The organism is Neogemmobacter tilapiae (genome assembly GCF_014652215.1).
GTDB classification, from domain to species: domain Bacteria; phylum Pseudomonadota; class Alphaproteobacteria; order Rhodobacterales; family Rhodobacteraceae; genus Neogemmobacter; species Neogemmobacter tilapiae.
Genome location: NZ_BMYJ01000001.1, coordinates 486,381 through 501,667, shown reverse-complemented (window position 1 = coordinate 501,667; position 15,287 = coordinate 486,381). Strand labels below are relative to the sequence as shown.

Sequence of the window (15,287 nt, the reverse complement as noted above, 5' to 3'; positions counted from 1 at the left end):
AAGCTGGGCCGCCTGCACCCGTGTTTTGCCCGTGGCGTCAGGGCGCGCGAAGTGAAAAGGGGGCGGATTACAAAACAAAATCCCCGCGCTGCATCGCACTCACACCATCGACCAGAAACTGAAAATCGGCATTGCCGTCACCGTCGATGTCGCCTTGGACCAGCATTTGGTTCGTCGCGTTGGTTTCAAAGCGCAACTGCCCCTTTGTGCCGTTGAACGCTGCCGTTCCGATGAAGGCAAAGGCCTGATTGCCGGAAACGCCCGCTTTGGCATCCATTTGGGCAAGGTCGATCTTGTCGCCTTGGGCGCGGGAAAAATCGACGATCTGTTCGGCGACATTGCCAATCGTGGCATCGCTGGCTTTGACATAGACGAAATGATCTGCCCCCGCGCCGCCCTCTAGCGCGTCTAACCCTCCGGCCCCGGTCAGCCGATTGGCCCCCGCGCTGCCGATGAGGATATCGCCCCGGCCCGAGCCAATGGCGTTTTCGATGGAGGAGAGGCTTTCGATGCGCGCGCCACCGGTCTGCACCTGTTGCGTTGTCAGGTTGATCGTCACCGCGCTGTTGCCTTGGGCGCTGTCGTCGATCCGGGGGGCATAGCTGACCGTGTCATTGCCCGCCCCGCCGCTGATGAAATTCTGCCAGCCGACCGAATGAAAGATGTCGTTGCCAGCGCCGCCTTCATAGGTCGATTTGAAGGTTTCAAAGGCAAAGGTGTCGTTCCCGCCGCCGCCCAGAACGCGATCGCCAATCTCGGTGCTGAAACTGCCAAAGCCGCGGCCGACATAGGTATCATTGCCGTCGCCGAGTTTGATCAGGCTGCCATTTTCGGCAAAGGACTGAACAAAATCCTTGCCCGTGCCGGCGTCGACAAAGTTCCCGCCGCCAAAATCGTCGCTGCGGTTGAGATGGATTTCGTCATTGCCCGCCAGTGCGAAGATGCGGATTTCAACGTTGCTGGGCGAAAGGCCTTGGGTGAATTGGTCATTGCCAGCGGTCAGGCGAAGGGTGCGGGTCATCGAAAACTCCTTTGTTCTGGACGTGTAACGCGGCAGGTCGGGGATTTATTCCCTGAAGTATGGTGAATGAAAAATTATCACGTAGATCTGCAAGTCTTTGTTATAATTTGAAAATATTGACTTTTCAAGATATTTGAGGCAGGGTTGTTCCTGCTGGTTGAACAGCACGGCGCTTTGGGGCGCGTTCTTTTCGGTCGGACGGGGCTGACAGGAAAGGTCAATCGTAAGTGGCAAGTATGGAAGGCACCGGGGGCGAGGCGCCCCGGTTGGATCTGCTGGCGGAAACCGAGGCTTTGTATCGGGAGACGGCGGAAGACCTGGTTCTGGCGCTGAAGGGTTTGCGGCAGGGGCAGGGGGATGAGGTGAAGGCAGCGGTGCAGGCGGTGAAAGAGCTGAAGGCGGCGTTGCAGATGGTGATGGATGAAAGGACAAGGGTTGAAAAGCTTCGCAAGCAGGTTGCCGGGAGCGTTTCTGGGGGAACGCTCGACTTTGACGCCGCGCGGGATGAGATCGGGCGCAGATTGGCTCGCCTCCGCGACGCCGGAGGTGGTGGATGAGTTTCTGGGGGGCCTCAGCGAGGGGGCGCTTTTGGCGCTGCCCTGGCTGTTCGAGTTCTGGGCCTTGCCGCATCAACTGCCGCCGGAGGGGGCGTGGAAAACCTGGGTGATCATGGGGGGGCGCGGGGCGGGGAAGACGCGGGCGGGGGCGGAATGGGTGCGGGCGGAGGTGGAGGGGGCTGGGCCTTTGGATGCGGGGCGGTCGCGGCGGGTGGCCTTGGTGGGGGAGACGGTGGATCAGGCGCGGGAGGTGATGATTTTCGGGGAGTCGGGGATCTTGGCGTGTTCTCCGCCGGACCGGCGACCGGAATGGCAGGCGGGGCGAAAGCAGTTGGTCTGGCCGAATGGGGCGGTGGGGCAGGTGTTTTCGGCGCATGAGCCGGAGAGCTTGCGTGGGCCGCAGTTCGATGCGGCCTGGGTGGATGAGCTGGCGAAGTGGAAGAAGGGGGCGGAGGTGTGGGACATGCTGCAATTCGCTTTGCGGCTGGGGGATCATCCGCGGCAGGTGGTGACGACGACGCCGCAGAATGTGGCGGTGCTGAAGGGGATTTTGCGGAACCCGTCAACGGTGGTGACCCATGCGCCGACCGAGGCGAACCGGGCCTATCTGGCGGCGTCGTTCCTAGAAGAGGTGAAGGGGCGGTATGGGGGAACGCGGTTGGGGCGGCAGGAATTGGAAGGGTTGCTGCTGGAGGACGCGGAGGGGGCTTTGTGGACCGCGAGGGGGCTGGAGGCAGCCCGTGTGGAGGATGTGCCGGCGCTAACGCGGATCGTGGTGGCGGTGGACCCGCCGGTGACGGGGCATGGGGCGTCAGACGAATGCGGGATCGTGGTGGCGGGGGTGGTGGCGGAGGGGCCAGTGCAGGGCTGGAAGGCCTATGTGCTGGAGGATGCGTCGGTGCAGGGGGCGACGCCGGACGGCTGGGCCAGGGCGGCGGTTTCGGCGATGGAGCGGCATGGGGCGGACCGGCTGGTGGCGGAGGTGAACCAGGGTGGCGATCTGGTGGAGGCGGTGGTGCGGCAGGTGCGCGGGAACGTGGCCTATCGGGGGGTGCGGGCGAGCCGGGGCAAGGTGGCGCGGGCGGAGCCAGTGGCGGCATTGTATGAACAGGGTCGGGTGCATCATGTGCGGGGTCTGGGGCGGCTGGAGGACCAGATGTGCCAGATGACGGCGACAGGTTTTGAGGGGAAGGGGAGCCCGGACCGGGTGGATGCCTTGGTCTGGGCGCTGACAGCGCTGATCATCGAGCCGGGGGATGCGGCGCGGAAACCGCAGGTGCGGAGCCTTTGATCGCGGTGATCCATCGGAATGGCCTTTGGCCATAAGCCTTTGCGTGGCCTTCGCTGACGCTCCGGCGGGGGGGGGCATCTGCCCCCCCCGGCCTGCGGCCTCCCCCCGAGGTATTTTTGGCAAGATGAATGGGGGCTTTGGCCCTCTTTTTTGTTTTGGACGTGTTGCGGGGACCTGCGGGCGGTGGGGTTACGAGATGGTAGGGGGGGGAGGCTAGGGTCTGCCTCAGTGAGCAAGGGTACGGAGGCGGGCATGTTCGATTTTCTGCGGCGCAAGACGGGGGATGTGGTCGAACAGAAGGCCTCGGCGACGGGGCGGGTGGTGGCCTTTGGGGGGGCGGGTGCGGGGCGGGTGGCTTGGAGCCCGCGCGATGTGGTGTCGCTGACGAAGGCGGGGTTTCTGGGCAATCCGATCGGGTTCCGGGCGGTGCGGCTGATTTCCGAGGCGGCGGGGGCTTTGCCTTTGGTTTTGCAGGATGCCGAGCGGCGCTATGACATGCATCCGCTGTTGGCTTTGATGAGCCGCCCGAATGCGATGCAGGGGCGCGGGGAGTTCCTTGAGGCGCTTTATGCGCAGCTTTTGGTGTCGGGGAATGCCTATGTGGAGGCGGTGGGCGAGATGGGGCTGCCTGCCGAGCTGCATGTGCTGCGGAGCGACCGGATGGCGCTGGTGCCGGGTTCGGATGGTTGGCCTGTGGCCTATGACTATGTGGTGGGAGCGAAGAAGCACCGTTTTGACATGACGGGGGCGGTGCAGCCCATTTGCCATATCAAGACCTTTCATCCGCAGGACGACCATTACGGGTTCAGCCCCTTGCAGGCGGCGGCGGTGGCGATTGACGTGCATGTGGCGGCGAGCCGCTGGAGCAAGGCTTTGCTGGACAATGCGGCGCGGCCCAGTGGGGCGATTGTCTATCGGGGGTCTGATGGGCAGGGGGCTTTGTCGAGCGATCAGTATGAGCGCTTGGTGAGCGAGATGGAAAGCCACCATCAGGGGGCGCGGAACGCGGGGCGTCCGATGCTGTTGGAGGGGGGCCTTGATTGGAAGCCGATGGGTTTTTCCCCCAGCGATATGGAGTTCCAGCAGACCAAGGAAGCGGCGGCGCGGGAGATTGCCATCGCCTTTGGGGTGCCGCCGATGCTGATGGGGATTCCGGGGGACGCGACCTATGCGAATTATCAAGAGGCGAACCGGGCGTTTTATCGTCTGACGGTGCTGCCCTTGGTGGGCAAGGTGGTGGGGGCTTTGTCGCATTGGCTGGCGGGGTTCACGGGGGAAGCCGTGGAGTTGCGGCCCGATCTGGATCAGGTGCCGGCGCTGGCGATTGAACGCGATCAGCAATGGGCGCGGGTGGGGGCGGCGTCTTTCCTGTCTGAGGCGGAAAAGCGTCGGGTTCTGGGTCTGCCGGTGGTCGCTGAATGAGCGGGACGCGGCGGGTGGAAGGGACGGGTTCTCGGTTTCTGTATGACAGTTTCGATGCGGCCCATGCGCGGATCGAGGCGAATGAGCGGGTGGCCGAAGAACGTTGGAACGGGCTGGAATACCGCTTGGGCCAGATCGAGGGAACGCTGGAGCGGCTGGAAAAGCGGGTCTGGCTGGGGGTTTACGGGATCGCGGCTTTTCTGCTGGCGCAGGGGGCGGATGTGGTTCTGGCGACGGCTTTGAAATGAGGGGGCGGCGGATGGACAGGGACTATGGAGCGCCAGAACGGAAGTTTCTGGCAAGTGAGACGGCGCTGAGCGTGACCGAGGGGAGCCTGATCGAAGGCTATGCCAGCCTGTTCGGGCAGGCGGACCAAGGGGGCGATGTGGTCGTTGCCGGGGCCTATGGGGCCAGTCTTGCGCGGCTGGCGGCGGCGGGGCGGCGGGTGAAAATGCTGTGGCAACACGATCCGACGCAGCCGATTGGTGTGTGGGATGAGGTGCGAGAGGATGCGAAGGGCCTTTGGGTCAAGGGGCGTATCTTGCCGGATGTGGACAAGGGGCGCGAGGCCGGGGCTTTGCTGGCGGCGGGGGCGATTGACGGGCTGTCGATCGGCTATCGGACAGTGAAGGCCGAGAAGAACGCCAAGGGGCAGCGGCTGCTGCAAGAGGTAGAGCTTTGGGAAGTGTCGCTGGTGACCTTCCCGATGCTGGCCGAGGCGCGGGTGGCGACAAAGGGCCAGGCGCTTTGGACGGAATTGGCGCAGGCGGTGCGGGATGCGCGGCGCGCCTTGATCCCGACGCCGGGGCATTCGGGCGGCTGAAACGGAACCAAGCGAGGGTAGGCGAATGATGACCGAGACGAAGGCTCGGGCCGGGGCAGATTTGTCTGCGGCCCAAGGGGCGGAAGCTGCGATGCAGGATTTCTTGCAGGAATTCAAAGGCTTTCAGGACGACATGACCAAAACGCTGAAACATCAGGACGAGAGGCTGAAGATGCTGGATCGCAAGACACAAACCTATGGCCGCCCGCCTTTGTCGGCGGCGGCGGAAACCGAAGTGCCGCATAGCAAGGCTTTCGCGGCCTATGTGCGGAACGGGGATGATGACGGGCTGCGGGGCCTGCATCTGGAAGGCAAGGCGATGTCGACGGCTGTGGCCGCCGATGGGGGCTATCTGGTGGATCCGCAGACATCGGACAGCATTCGTTCGATGCTGCTGGCGACCTCGTCGCTGCGGGCGGTGGCGGGCGTGGTCAGCATTGATGCGACGTCTTATGACGTGCTGATCGATCGCAGTGAGGTGGGTTCGGGCTGGGCGACGGAAGCGGCGGCGACGACCGAAAGCTCGACCCCGGCGATCGAGCGGATTTCGATCAAGCTGCATGAGCTGTCGGCGATGCCGAAGGTGAGCCAGCGTTTGTTGGATGACAGCGCGTTCGATGTGGAAGGTTGGCTGGCGGGCAAGATCGCGACGCGGTTCATCCGGGCGGAAGCGGCGGCGTTCATCAACGGTGACGGTGTGGATAAGCCGAAGGGGATTCTGCTGCCCGCAAAGGTGGCGAATGCCAGCTGGACCTGGGGTTCCTTGGGCTATGTGCCGACCGGGGCTGCCGCCGATTTCGCGCCGACGAATGCGGCGGATTGCATTGTGAACCTGGTCTATGCTTTGGCAGCGGATTACCGGGCGAACGGCACGTTCCTGATGAATTCGAAAACGGCCGGGGCGGTGCGCAAGATGAAGGATGCCGACGGGCGCTTCCTGTGGAGTGACGGTCTGGCGGCGGGGGAACCGGCGCGGCTGATGGGCTATCCGGTGCTGATTGCCGAGGACATGCCGGACATCGCGGCGAACGCCTATGCGATCGCGTTCGGTGATTTCGCGGCGGGCTATACGATTGCGGAACGGCCTGACCTGCGGATCTTGCGCGACCCGTTCAGTGCGAAACCGAACGTCTTGTTCTATGCGACGAAACGCGTGGGCGGGGACATCACGGATTATGCGGCGATCAAGCTGCTGAAGATCGCCGTTTCGTAAGGCGCTTTGCCAAGCCATGGGGGTTCGCCCCCATGGCCCTGGGCGCGCGCTTGGCCGACGGCCGCCGCGCCGTCTAGCTGCTTCCCCTCCGTCCGAGCGGCGCGGGGTGCGCGTCCAGACCCATGGAAATGCAGGAGATTTCGGGATGATGCTGACAGAGCTTGCGCAGGTGGCGACGATGGCCCTGCCGATCCAGACGCTGAAAGAGCATCTGCGGATGGGGACAGGTTTCGCGGATGACGGGTTTCAGGATGGGCTGGTGGAAAGCCATTTGCGGGCGGCATTGGCGGCGATTGAGGGGCGGATTGGCAAGGCGCTGATCACGCGGCGGATGATGCTGCGGGTGGAGGGCTGGCGGCATGGGGGGGATCAGCCTTTGCCGGTGGCGCCGATTTCGGGGATCGTCTCGGTGACGCTGTTCGACGGTTTGGGGGGCAGCGTGCTGATCACGGCCGACCGTTACCGTCTGGTGCCAGATATGCACCGGCCGCGTCTGGTGGGGGCGGTAGGGGCCCTGCCGAGCATCGGGTCGATGGGTTGGGCTGAGGTGGTGTTTGATGCGGGCTTTGGGGCGACTTTCGGGGCTTTGCCCGCCGATCTGCAACAGGCGGTGCTGCTGCTGGCGGCGGAATTCTATGAGCGGCGGCATGAGGCGGGGGTGGAACCTGTGGGCCTGCCCTTTGGGGTGACGAGCCTGATTGACCGCTGGCGGACGGTGCGGGTTCTGGGCGGGGGGGCGGCGTGATGGCGGTGCCGCATCTGAACCGGGCGCTGGTGCTGGAAGGCTTGCAAAGGGTGGCCGATGGGGCTGGGGGTTTCAGCGAGACCTGGGTGGCCTTGGGCACGATCTGGGGCGAGGTGTCCCCCGGCAATGGGGCGGGGGCGACGGATGAGGAAATCCGCACCTCGGCGGTGCCCTTTAAGATCACGGTGCGGGGGGCGGCGAGCGGTGCGCCTTCGCGTCCCGTGGCGGGGCAAAGGTTCCGCGACGGCGCAAGGGTCTTTCGCATTCTGTCGGTGACGGAACGGGATGCGAGCGGGCGGTTCCTGATCTGCATGGCGCGCGAGGAGGAGCCGGTATGAGCTATGGCGTGGCAGCGGCCCTGCAAGGGGCGATCTATCAGCGGCTGACCTCGGTTCTGCCCGGCGTGGCGGTGTTTGACGCACCGCAGACGGGGGGCGGCAAGGGGACGTTCGTTCTGATCGGGCCGGAAGAGGCGTTGGATCAATCGGACAAGACGGGCGCGGGGGCTGAACATCGGCTGGTGATCAGCGTGATCAGCGACAAGGCGGGATTTCTGGAGGCGAAACAGGTGGCGGTTCAGGTGTCGGACGCGCTGGGCGGGGCGGCGCTGACGTTGGCTCGGGGGCAGTTGGTCAGCCTGTGGTTCACGCGGGGTGTGGCGCGGCGGCTGCGGGCGGGCGAGGCGCGGCGGATCGACCTGAGCTTTCGGGCGCGGGTGCAGGACAGCATTTAGGAACAGGAGCGGCAGATGGCAGTGCAAAGCGGGCGCGACCTTTTGATCAAGGTCGATATGAACGGAACGGGGCTGTTTGAAACGGTGGCGGGCCTGCGGGCGACGCGGATCAGTTTCAACGCGGAAACGGTGGATGTGACATCGCTGGAAAGCGAAGGCGGGTGGCGCGAACTTCTGGGCGGGGCCGGTGTGAAATCGGCGGCGTTGAGCGGGTCGGGTGTGTTCCGGGATGCGAATACCGATGGGCGGGCGCGGCAGATCTTTTTCGATGGGGAAACGCCGCGTTTTCAGGTCGTGATCCCGAGTTTCGGCATCATCGAAGGGGCGTTCCAGATCTCGGCGCTGGAATATGCCGGCAGCCACAATGGCGAGGCCACTTATGAGATGTCGATGGCCAGCGCCGGGGTGCTGACCTTTACGGCGCTGTAAGCCATGGCGAACCCTTGGGCGGGCGAGGTGGAGATCGGGCTGAACGGGGCCTTGCACAGCGCCAAGCTGACGCTGGGGGCGCTGGCGGAACTGGAAGGGGCGCTGGAGGACGGTGACCTGATGGGGCTGGTGCGGCGGTTCGAGGGGCGGTCGTTTACGACACGGGACGTGCTGGCGGTGATCGTGGCGGGGCTGCGGGGGGGCGGTTGGCAGGGGCGGGCCGCTGACCTGCGTTCCGTCTCAATTGACGGGGGCATGATGGGGGCAGCGCGGGCAGCGGGCGAATTGCTGGCGCGGGCCTTTGTGGTGCCGGAAGCATGAAGGCGGGGCTGCATTGGCCGGGGCTTTTGCGGACGGGATTGCAGGTGCTGGGGCTGAAGCCTTGGGAATTTTGGGCGCTGACGCCAGCGGAACTGCGGCTGATGCTGGGCGAGGCGGGGCAGGCGCCGATGGGAAGGGCACGGCTGGAGGAATTGGCGGCGGCCTTTCCGGATCGAAAAGGGGAAGCGGATCATGGATGATGTCGAGGAGTTGAAAGACCAGATCGCGGCCTTGGAGGCGACTCTGGCGGGGGCGACGGGCAGTGTGACGGCCTTCGAGGGCGAATTGGCGCGGATGCAGGAAAGCATGGTGTTCACCAGCCGCGAGGCGGGGACTTTGTCGACCAGCATCGGGGGCAGTCTGCGCAACGCCTTTGATGGGTTGGTCTTCGAAGGGATGAAGCTGTCGGATGCGCTGACCGAAGTGGCGCAGGATATTCTGGACACGGTCTATGACGTGGCGATGAAGCCGGTGCAGGGCGCGCTGGGCGGGTTGCTGGGCAACGGGCTGAACGGCTTGCTGGGGGGGATGATGCCCTTTGCCAAGGGCGGCGTTCTGTCGCAGGGCCGGGTGACGGCCTTTGCCAAGGGGGGCGTCGTGGCGGAACCCACAGGCTTTGCCATGCGCGGTGGGCGGGGGCTGATGGGCGAGGCGGGGCCAGAGGCGATCATGCCGCTTGCACGGGGGCCGGATGGGCGGCTGGGCGTGCAGGGCGGCGGTGGGCGTTCGGTCAGCGTGGTGATGAACATTCAGACGCCGGATGTGGAAGGCTTTCGACGGTCACAGTCGCAGGTCGCGGCCGAGGCATCGCGGGCAATCTCACGTGGGCAACGGAACAGGTAGGGCAAGATGGCTTTTCATGAGGTGCGTTTCCCGGCCGCGATCAGCTTTGGCTCGGTCGGGGGGCCGGAGCGGCGGGTGGAGATTGTGACGCTGGCGAATGGGTTCGAGGAGCGGAACTCGCCATGGGCCGAATCGCGGCGGCGCTATGATGCTGGGGTAGGGCTGCGGTCGCTGGACGATGTGGCCGAAGTGATCGCGTTTTTTGAGGCGCGGCAGGGCCAGCTTTACGGATTCCGTTGGAAGGATTGGGCGGATTTCAAATCTTGCGCGCCGAATGATCTGGTCGCGGCAGAGGATCAGTTGCTGGGGCTGGGCGATGGGGTGCGCCGGGTGTTCCAATTGCGCAAGGCCTATGCCTCGGGCGGGCAGCGGCAGTGGCGGACGGTCCGTAAGCCGGTAGCGGGGACGGTTCTGGCGAGTGTGGCAGGCGACCCCAAGATCGAGTCGTTGGAATTCAGCGTTGATCTGGAAAACGGTTTGGTGACGTTCACGGATGCGCCGGATTTGGACGTGGAGGTGCGGGCAGGGTTCGAGTTCGACGTGCCGGTGCGGTTTGATACCGACCGGTTGCTGGTGTCGGTGGAAAGTTTCCGGGCGGGCGAAGTACCGAATGTGCCGGTGATCGAGGTGCGGATCTGATGGGGGCTCAGGAACTGTATGCCCATCTGGGCACGGGGGCGACGACGGTGTGTCGGGCTTGGTCTGTGACGCGGGGCGACGGTGTCGTTCTAGGGTTCACGGATCATGACCGTGATCTGGCCTTTGGGGGGATCGCCTTCAAGGCCAGCACGGGGATGACGGCGCAGGTCTTGCAGCAGACAACGGGTCTGTCGGAGAACAATTCCGAAGCGGTGGGGGCCTTGTCAGATGCGTCGATCAGCGAAGGCGATTTGCTGGCAGGGCGGTTTGATGGGGCAAGGGTGAAAAGCTGGCTGGTGAACTGGGCGGATGTGTCGCAGCGGGTTTTGCAATTTCGGGGCAGCTTTGGCGAGATCAGCCGTTCGGGCGGGGCCTTTCGGGCGGAGTTGCGGGGGTTGTCGGAACTGATGAACCAACCGCGCGGGCGGGCCTATCAGAAGGAATGCTCGGCGGTTCTGGGGGATGGGCAGTGCAAGGTTGATCTGGAGAACGCGGCCTTTGGGACAAGCGCGGCTGTGGTGAGCGTCGACGGCGGGCGCGTGCTGCGTTTTGCGGGGCTGGGGGCCTATGCGAACCGTTGGTTCGAACGGGGTCGGGTCGTGGTGCAGACGGGGGCGGCGGCGGGGTTGATCGGTTTGATCAAGAACGACCGAAAGGAAAGCGGGCTGCACGAGGTGGAGTTGTGGCAGGCTTTGGGAATTGCGCCCAGGGCGGGAGATACGGTTCGGATTGAGGCGGGTTGTGACAAGCGGGCGGCGACCTGCAAGGCGAAATTTAGCAATTTCAATAATTTTCGCGGTTTTCCACATATTCCGGGCGAGGATTGGCTTCAGGCCTTTCCGTCACAAAATCGGTTGAACGATGGGGGCAGGCTTGGCGATTGACAGGCAGGTGGTGGTCGAGGCGCGGGCCTGGCTGGGGACGCCCTATGTGCATCAGGCTTCGGTTCTTGGGGCGGGGACGGATTGTCTGGGGCTGATCCGGGGTGTCTGGCGCGGGCTGATCGGAGCGGAGCCGGAGGCGGTGCCGGGCTATACGGCGGATTGGTCCGAAGCATCAGGCCGTGAGGAATTGCTGGGGGCGGCGCTGCGTTGGTTGGTGTTGAAGCCGCTGGATGCGCCTGCGGCGGGCGATGTGCTGCTGTTCCGGATGCGGGAGGGGGCGGTGGCCAAGCATCTGGGGATCCAAAGCGAAACGGGGGACGAGCCACGTTTCATCCATGCCTATGCGGGTCATGCGGTGGTGGAAAGCCCGCTGTCGGACCCCTGGGCGCGCAAGATCGTGGGGCGCTTTGCGTTCCCTTTGAAGGGTTAAGAGATGGCAACGATCCTACTTTCGGCCGCTGGTGCGGCCATAGGCGGCAGCTTTGGCGGCACCGTTCTGGGCCTTTCAGGCGCGGTCATCGGGCGGGCGGTCGGGGCGACGCTGGGCCGGGTGATCGACCAAAAGATCATGGGGGCGGGGTCGGATGCGGTGGAAATGGGCCGGGTGGACCGTTTCCGGGTGATGGGGGCCAGCGAAGGCGCGGGGGTGGCGCATGTCTGGGGGCGGGCGCGAATCTCGGGTCAGGTGATCTGGGCCAGCCGCTTTAAAGAGGTGGCGACGACGAGCGGGGGCGGCAAGGGGGCCCCGCCGGAACCGAAGACGACGCGCTATTCCTATACCGTCAGCCTTGCAGTGGGGCTGTGCGAAGGCATTGTGCAGAAAGTGGGGCGGGTCTGGGCCGATGGGCAAGAGATCAACCCCGACAGCCTGAACCTGCGGGTCTATAAGGGTGGCTAGGCGCAGATGCCGGACCCCAAGATCGAGGCGGTCGAAGGGGCGGGAAATGCGCCGGCCTATCGCGGTCTGGCCTATGTGATGATCGAGGATCTGGATCTGACGCCTTTCGGCAACCGGGTACCGCAGTTCAGTTTTGAAGTGGTGCGTTCGGCGCAAGGACCCTTTGCCGATCAGGTGCAGACGCTGCGCCAGTCGGTCAGGGGTGTGGCGCTGATCCCCGGCACCGGGGAATATGCACTGGCGACAGCCCGCGTGCATTTTGAGGATGATCCGGGGGTGAACCGTTCGGCGAACGTCAATTCGCCGCTGGGGGGTACGGATTTCGTCGCGTCCTTGCGGCAGTTGAACGAGGATTTGCCGGGCGCAGAGGCGGTTTCCTTGGTGGTATCGTGGTTTGGCAATGATCTGCGCTGCGGGCAATGCACGGTGCGGCCCTTGGTCGAACAGAAGGGGCAGGACGGGCAGGGGATGCCTTGGCACGCGGGGGGGATCGCGCGGTCTGCGGCGCTGGAAGTGCCGCGCGACGGGGGCAAGCCGGTTTATGGTGGCACGCCTGCCGATGCTTCGGTCATGCAGGCCATTCAAAGGTTGAAGGATCAGGGCAAGGCGGTGATGTTCTATCCCTTTGTGCTGATGACCCAGCTTGCAGGGAACGGGCAGGCCGATCCGTGGTCAGATGCACCGGATCAGCCGGTACTGCCCTGGCGCGGGCGGATCACCACATCGAAAGCCCCAGGTCAGCCCGGATCGCCGGATGGGACGATGACGGCGGCGGGGCAGGTGGATGATTTCTTTGGCAGTGCCGCCCCCGGCGATTTTGTCGTGACGGGCGGGCAGATCAGCTATTCCGGGCCGGATGAGTGGCGCTATCGCCGCTTTATCCTGCATTATGCCCATCTTTGTGCGCAGGCTGGCGGTGTGGACAGTTTTTGCATCGGCAGCGAATTGCGCGGGCTGACACAGATCCGGGGCGACAACCATTCTTTCCCCACGGTGCAGAAACTGCGCCAATTGGCGGGCGAGGTGCGGGGCATTCTGGGGCCGGGGGCCAAGATCGGCTATGCCGCCGACTGGTCGGAATATTCCGGCTATCAGGCGGGGGACAACCACTATTTCCACCTTGATCCGCTGTGGGCCGACCCGGACATCGACTTTGTCGGCATCGACAATTACATGCCCCTTTCCGATTGGCGCGAAGGCGACAATCAGGCCGATGCGGGTTATGGGTCGATCTACAACCTCGACTATCTCAAGGCCAACATCGCCGGGGGTGAAGGTTACGACTGGTATTACGACAGCCCCGAGGCGCAGGCGGCACAGCGACGAACGCCGATCACCGACGGCGCATATGGGGAGCCTTGGGTGTTTCGCTACAAGGACATTCGGGGTTGGTGGGGGAACGAACACCACAACCGCATCGGCGGCGCGCGTGAGGCCCTGCCGACGGCTTGGGTGCCGGGATCAAAGCCCATCTGGTTCACCGAATACGGCTGTGCGGCGGTAGACCGCGGAACGAATGAGCCGAACAAATTCGTCGATCCGAAATCTTCGGAATCATCCTTGCCGCGGTATTCCAACGGGCGGCGGGACGATCTGATCCAGATGCAGTATCTGCGGGCGATGGATGAATACTGGGCCGATCCGGCCAACAACCCCCTTGGACTTTATGGGGGCCGGATGGTCGACATGGCGCGCGCGCATGTCTGGACTTGGGATGCACGGCCCTTCCCGTGGTTTCCGAACGATGTCGACCAATGGGGGGATGGCGAGAACTATCCCAAGGGCCATTGGCTGAACGGTCGGGCGACGAACCAGCCCTTGGCGGCGGTTGTGGCCGAGATTTGCGAGACGGCAGGCGTTTCCGACTATGACGTGTCGCGGCTGTCCGGCCTGGTGCGGGGCTATTGGCGCGAAGGGGCGGAAAGCGGGCGGGCGGCCTTGCAGCCCTTGATGCTGGCCTATGGCTTTGACGCGGTGGAGCGCGAGGGAAAGCTGGTCTTTTCGATGCGTGAAGGGACTGTGGCCTTGCCTTTGGAAGATGGGCATCTGGCGGTGGACAGCAGTCTTGACGGCGATCTGGTGACGGTCCGCGCGCCCGAGGCGGAACTGGCGGGCAGGCTGCGGGTGGTCTTTCCCGAGGCCGAGGGCGATTATGAAATCCGACAGGCCGAGGCGCGTTTCCCGGATGATGTGTCGCTGGGTGTGTCGGAAACCGAGCTGCCCTTGGTGATGACCCGGGCCGAAGCGCGGGTGATGGCCGAACGCTGGCTGGCGGAATCGCGGGTAGCGCGGGATACGGCACGCTTTGCGCTGCCGCCGTCGCAGCGGGCGGTGGGGGCAGGGCAGGTGGTCAGGCTGAGGGGGCAGGACTATCGGATCGACCGAGTGGAACTGGGCGAACAGCAATTGATCGAAGCGGTGCGGGTGGAAAAGGCCGTCTATGAAGGCGCCGATGCCGCCCATCCGCGCAGCCGCCCGCGCGCCTTTCTGCGGCCACTGCCGGTGCATCCGGTCTATCTGGACCTGCCCGTGCTGACGGGGGATGAACAGCCCCATGCGCCTTGGGTGGCGGTGACAGCGCGGCCTTGGCCCGGGGCGGTGGCCTGCTGGACCTCGGCCCGGGACGAAGGCTATGGCTTGAACCGGCGGGTCGATGCGGCCTCGATCATCGGGCGGACGCTGACCGCCTTGCCGCGTGGGCCGGTGGGGTTGTGGGACAGGGGGCCCGCGCTGCGGGTGCGGTTGAGCGATGGTCTGCTTTCCAGCGCCGATGCCGATGCCGTGCTGGACGGGGCGAATGTAATGGCCATTGGGGACGGCACGCCGGGGAATTGGGAGATTTTCCAGTTTGCGAATGCCGTTCTGGTCGACACGCGGACCTACGACCTGTCGCTGCGTCTGCGGGGGCAATTTGGCAGCGATGCGCTGATGCCGGGCAACTGGCCGGTGGGCAGCCGGGTGGTGCTGCTGGACGGCAGCCTGACCCAATTGCGGCTGGCGACGCAGGCGCTGGGCCAGCCGCGGCATCTGCGGGCGGGGCAGGCGGGTTTGGGCTATGCCGATGACAGCGTGAACCATCAGGTGCGGACCTTCGAGGGGGTGGGGCTGCGGCCCTATGCGCCGGTGCATCTGACGGTGGAACTGGCGGGCGGGGATCATACCTTTCACTGGGTGCGCCGGACGCGGATCGACGGCGATGCTTGGGGGCGGGGGGATGTGCCCATGGGCGAGGCCAGCGAGCAATGGTCGATCCGGGTGATTGATGGGGGCGATGTGGTGCGCGAGTTGGAACAGGGCGGGCGGCAATGGACCTATACCGCCGCGATGCGCAGCGTGGACGGCATCGCGGGCCCCTATCGGATGGAGGTGGCGCAGATCTCCGACCGCTATGGGCCGGGGCTTTATCGGGCGATCACGGTTTAGCAGAAGGGCGCGCATCACCTTTTGCGCGCCCTTTTTTCGTGCTAT

General features: G+C 64.7%; 17 protein-coding genes and 1 pseudogene. 17 read left to right on the top strand and 1 reads right to left on the bottom strand.

The genetic code is table 11. The annotated features are described in order from the left end of the window. Positions 1 to 67: 67 nt before the first annotated feature. Positions 68 to 1,021 carry a calcium-binding protein gene (locus IE095_RS02530; RefSeq protein ID WP_189410008.1) on the bottom strand — a complete coding sequence of 318 codons (954 nt, stop codon included), beginning with the start codon at positions 1,019 to 1,021 and terminating at the stop codon, positions 68 to 70. Positions 1,022 to 1,257: 236 nt separating this feature from the next. On the opposite strand from IE095_RS02530, the gene IE095_RS02525 reads away from it, so the two are divergent. The 17 genes and pseudogenes from IE095_RS02525 (at position 1,258) to IE095_RS02445 (ending at position 15,242) form a co-directional block, all read left to right on the top strand. Then, positions 1,258 to 1,578: a hypothetical protein gene (locus tag IE095_RS02525; protein WP_189410141.1), complete on the top strand. Its 321-nt coding sequence runs from the start codon at positions 1,258 to 1,260 to the stop codon at positions 1,576 to 1,578. After that, positions 1,526 to 2,869, top strand: a complete 1,344-nt coding sequence (locus IE095_RS02520) for a DNA-packaging protein (protein WP_189410006.1) — start codon at positions 1,526 to 1,528, stop codon at positions 2,867 to 2,869. The genes IE095_RS02525 and IE095_RS02520 overlap by 53 nt, the downstream gene beginning before the upstream one ends. Before the next feature lie 252 nt (positions 2,870 to 3,121). Further along, the gene (locus tag IE095_RS02515; protein ID WP_189410004.1) at positions 3,122 to 4,291 is read left to right on the top strand and encodes a phage portal protein; all 1,170 of its coding nucleotides are present in this window, start codon (positions 3,122 to 3,124) and stop codon (positions 4,289 to 4,291) included. Further along, entirely contained in the window at positions 4,288 to 4,539 is a 252-nt protein-coding gene (locus IE095_RS02510) for a GTA head formation protein, RCAP_rcc01685 family (protein WP_229804414.1), read from the top strand. Before IE095_RS02515 ends, IE095_RS02510 begins: the two co-directional genes overlap by 4 nt. Positions 4,540 to 4,550: 11 nt before the next feature. Then, the gene (locus IE095_RS02505) at positions 4,551 to 5,114 is read left to right on the top strand and encodes an HK97 family phage prohead protease (RefSeq protein WP_189410002.1); all 564 of its coding nucleotides are present in this window, start codon (positions 4,551 to 4,553) and stop codon (positions 5,112 to 5,114) included. 28 nt (positions 5,115 to 5,142) lie between these two features. Then, positions 5,143 to 6,327 carry a phage major capsid protein gene (locus tag IE095_RS02500; RefSeq protein WP_189410139.1) on the top strand — a complete coding sequence of 395 codons (1,185 nt, stop codon included), beginning with the start codon at positions 5,143 to 5,145 and terminating at the stop codon, positions 6,325 to 6,327. A 145-nt stretch (positions 6,328 to 6,472) separates the two neighbouring features. Next, on the top strand, positions 6,473 to 7,072 hold the full coding sequence (locus tag IE095_RS02495) for a head-tail connector protein (protein ID WP_189410000.1): 600 nt from the start codon (positions 6,473 to 6,475) through the stop codon (positions 7,070 to 7,072). Next, positions 7,072 to 7,410: a head-tail adaptor protein gene (locus IE095_RS02490; protein WP_189409998.1), complete on the top strand. Its 339-nt coding sequence runs from the start codon at positions 7,072 to 7,074 to the stop codon at positions 7,408 to 7,410. The genes IE095_RS02495 and IE095_RS02490 overlap by 1 nt, the downstream gene beginning before the upstream one ends. Further along, entirely contained in the window at positions 7,407 to 7,805 is a 399-nt protein-coding gene (locus tag IE095_RS02485) for a DUF3168 domain-containing protein (protein ID WP_189409996.1), read from the top strand. The genes IE095_RS02490 and IE095_RS02485 overlap by 4 nt, the downstream gene beginning before the upstream one ends. Before the next feature lie 15 nt (positions 7,806 to 7,820). Then, positions 7,821 to 8,234, top strand: coding sequence for a phage major tail protein, TP901-1 family (locus tag IE095_RS02480; protein ID WP_189409994.1), 414 nt, complete (start codon positions 7,821 to 7,823; stop codon positions 8,232 to 8,234). A 3-nt stretch (positions 8,235 to 8,237) separates the two neighbouring features. Next, positions 8,238 to 8,555 carry a gene transfer agent family protein gene (locus tag IE095_RS02475; protein WP_189409992.1) on the top strand — a complete coding sequence of 106 codons (318 nt, stop codon included), beginning with the start codon at positions 8,238 to 8,240 and terminating at the stop codon, positions 8,553 to 8,555. Further along, the gene (locus IE095_RS02470; protein WP_189409990.1) at positions 8,552 to 8,755 is read left to right on the top strand and encodes a rcc01693 family protein; all 204 of its coding nucleotides are present in this window, start codon (positions 8,552 to 8,554) and stop codon (positions 8,753 to 8,755) included. Before IE095_RS02475 ends, IE095_RS02470 begins: the two co-directional genes overlap by 4 nt. Continuing rightward, positions 8,748 to 9,398, top strand: a complete 651-nt coding sequence (locus tag IE095_RS02465) for an RcGTA-type gene transfer agent tail tape measure protein (RefSeq protein ID WP_189409988.1) — start codon at positions 8,748 to 8,750, stop codon at positions 9,396 to 9,398. Before IE095_RS02470 ends, IE095_RS02465 begins: the two co-directional genes overlap by 8 nt. A gap of 6 nt (positions 9,399 to 9,404) precedes the next feature. Next, positions 9,405 to 10,037 (top strand): DUF2460 domain-containing protein, encoded by a 633-nt coding sequence (locus IE095_RS02460; protein ID WP_189409987.1) that lies wholly within the window; start codon positions 9,405 to 9,407, stop codon positions 10,035 to 10,037. Beyond that, positions 10,037 to 10,921: a phage/gene transfer agent baseplate hub protein gene (locus IE095_RS02455; RefSeq protein WP_189409985.1), complete on the top strand. Its 885-nt coding sequence runs from the start codon at positions 10,037 to 10,039 to the stop codon at positions 10,919 to 10,921. The genes IE095_RS02460 and IE095_RS02455 overlap by 1 nt, the downstream gene beginning before the upstream one ends. Beyond that, positions 10,917 to 11,351, top strand: a complete 435-nt coding sequence (locus IE095_RS02450; RefSeq protein ID WP_373295390.1) for an NlpC/P60 family protein — start codon at positions 10,917 to 10,919, stop codon at positions 11,349 to 11,351. The genes IE095_RS02455 and IE095_RS02450 overlap by 5 nt, the downstream gene beginning before the upstream one ends. A 3-nt stretch (positions 11,352 to 11,354) precedes the next feature. Continuing rightward, a pseudogene (locus IE095_RS02445) lies at positions 11,355 to 15,242 on the top strand (baseplate multidomain protein megatron). The last annotated feature ends 45 nt before the right edge of the window (positions 15,243 to 15,287 follow it).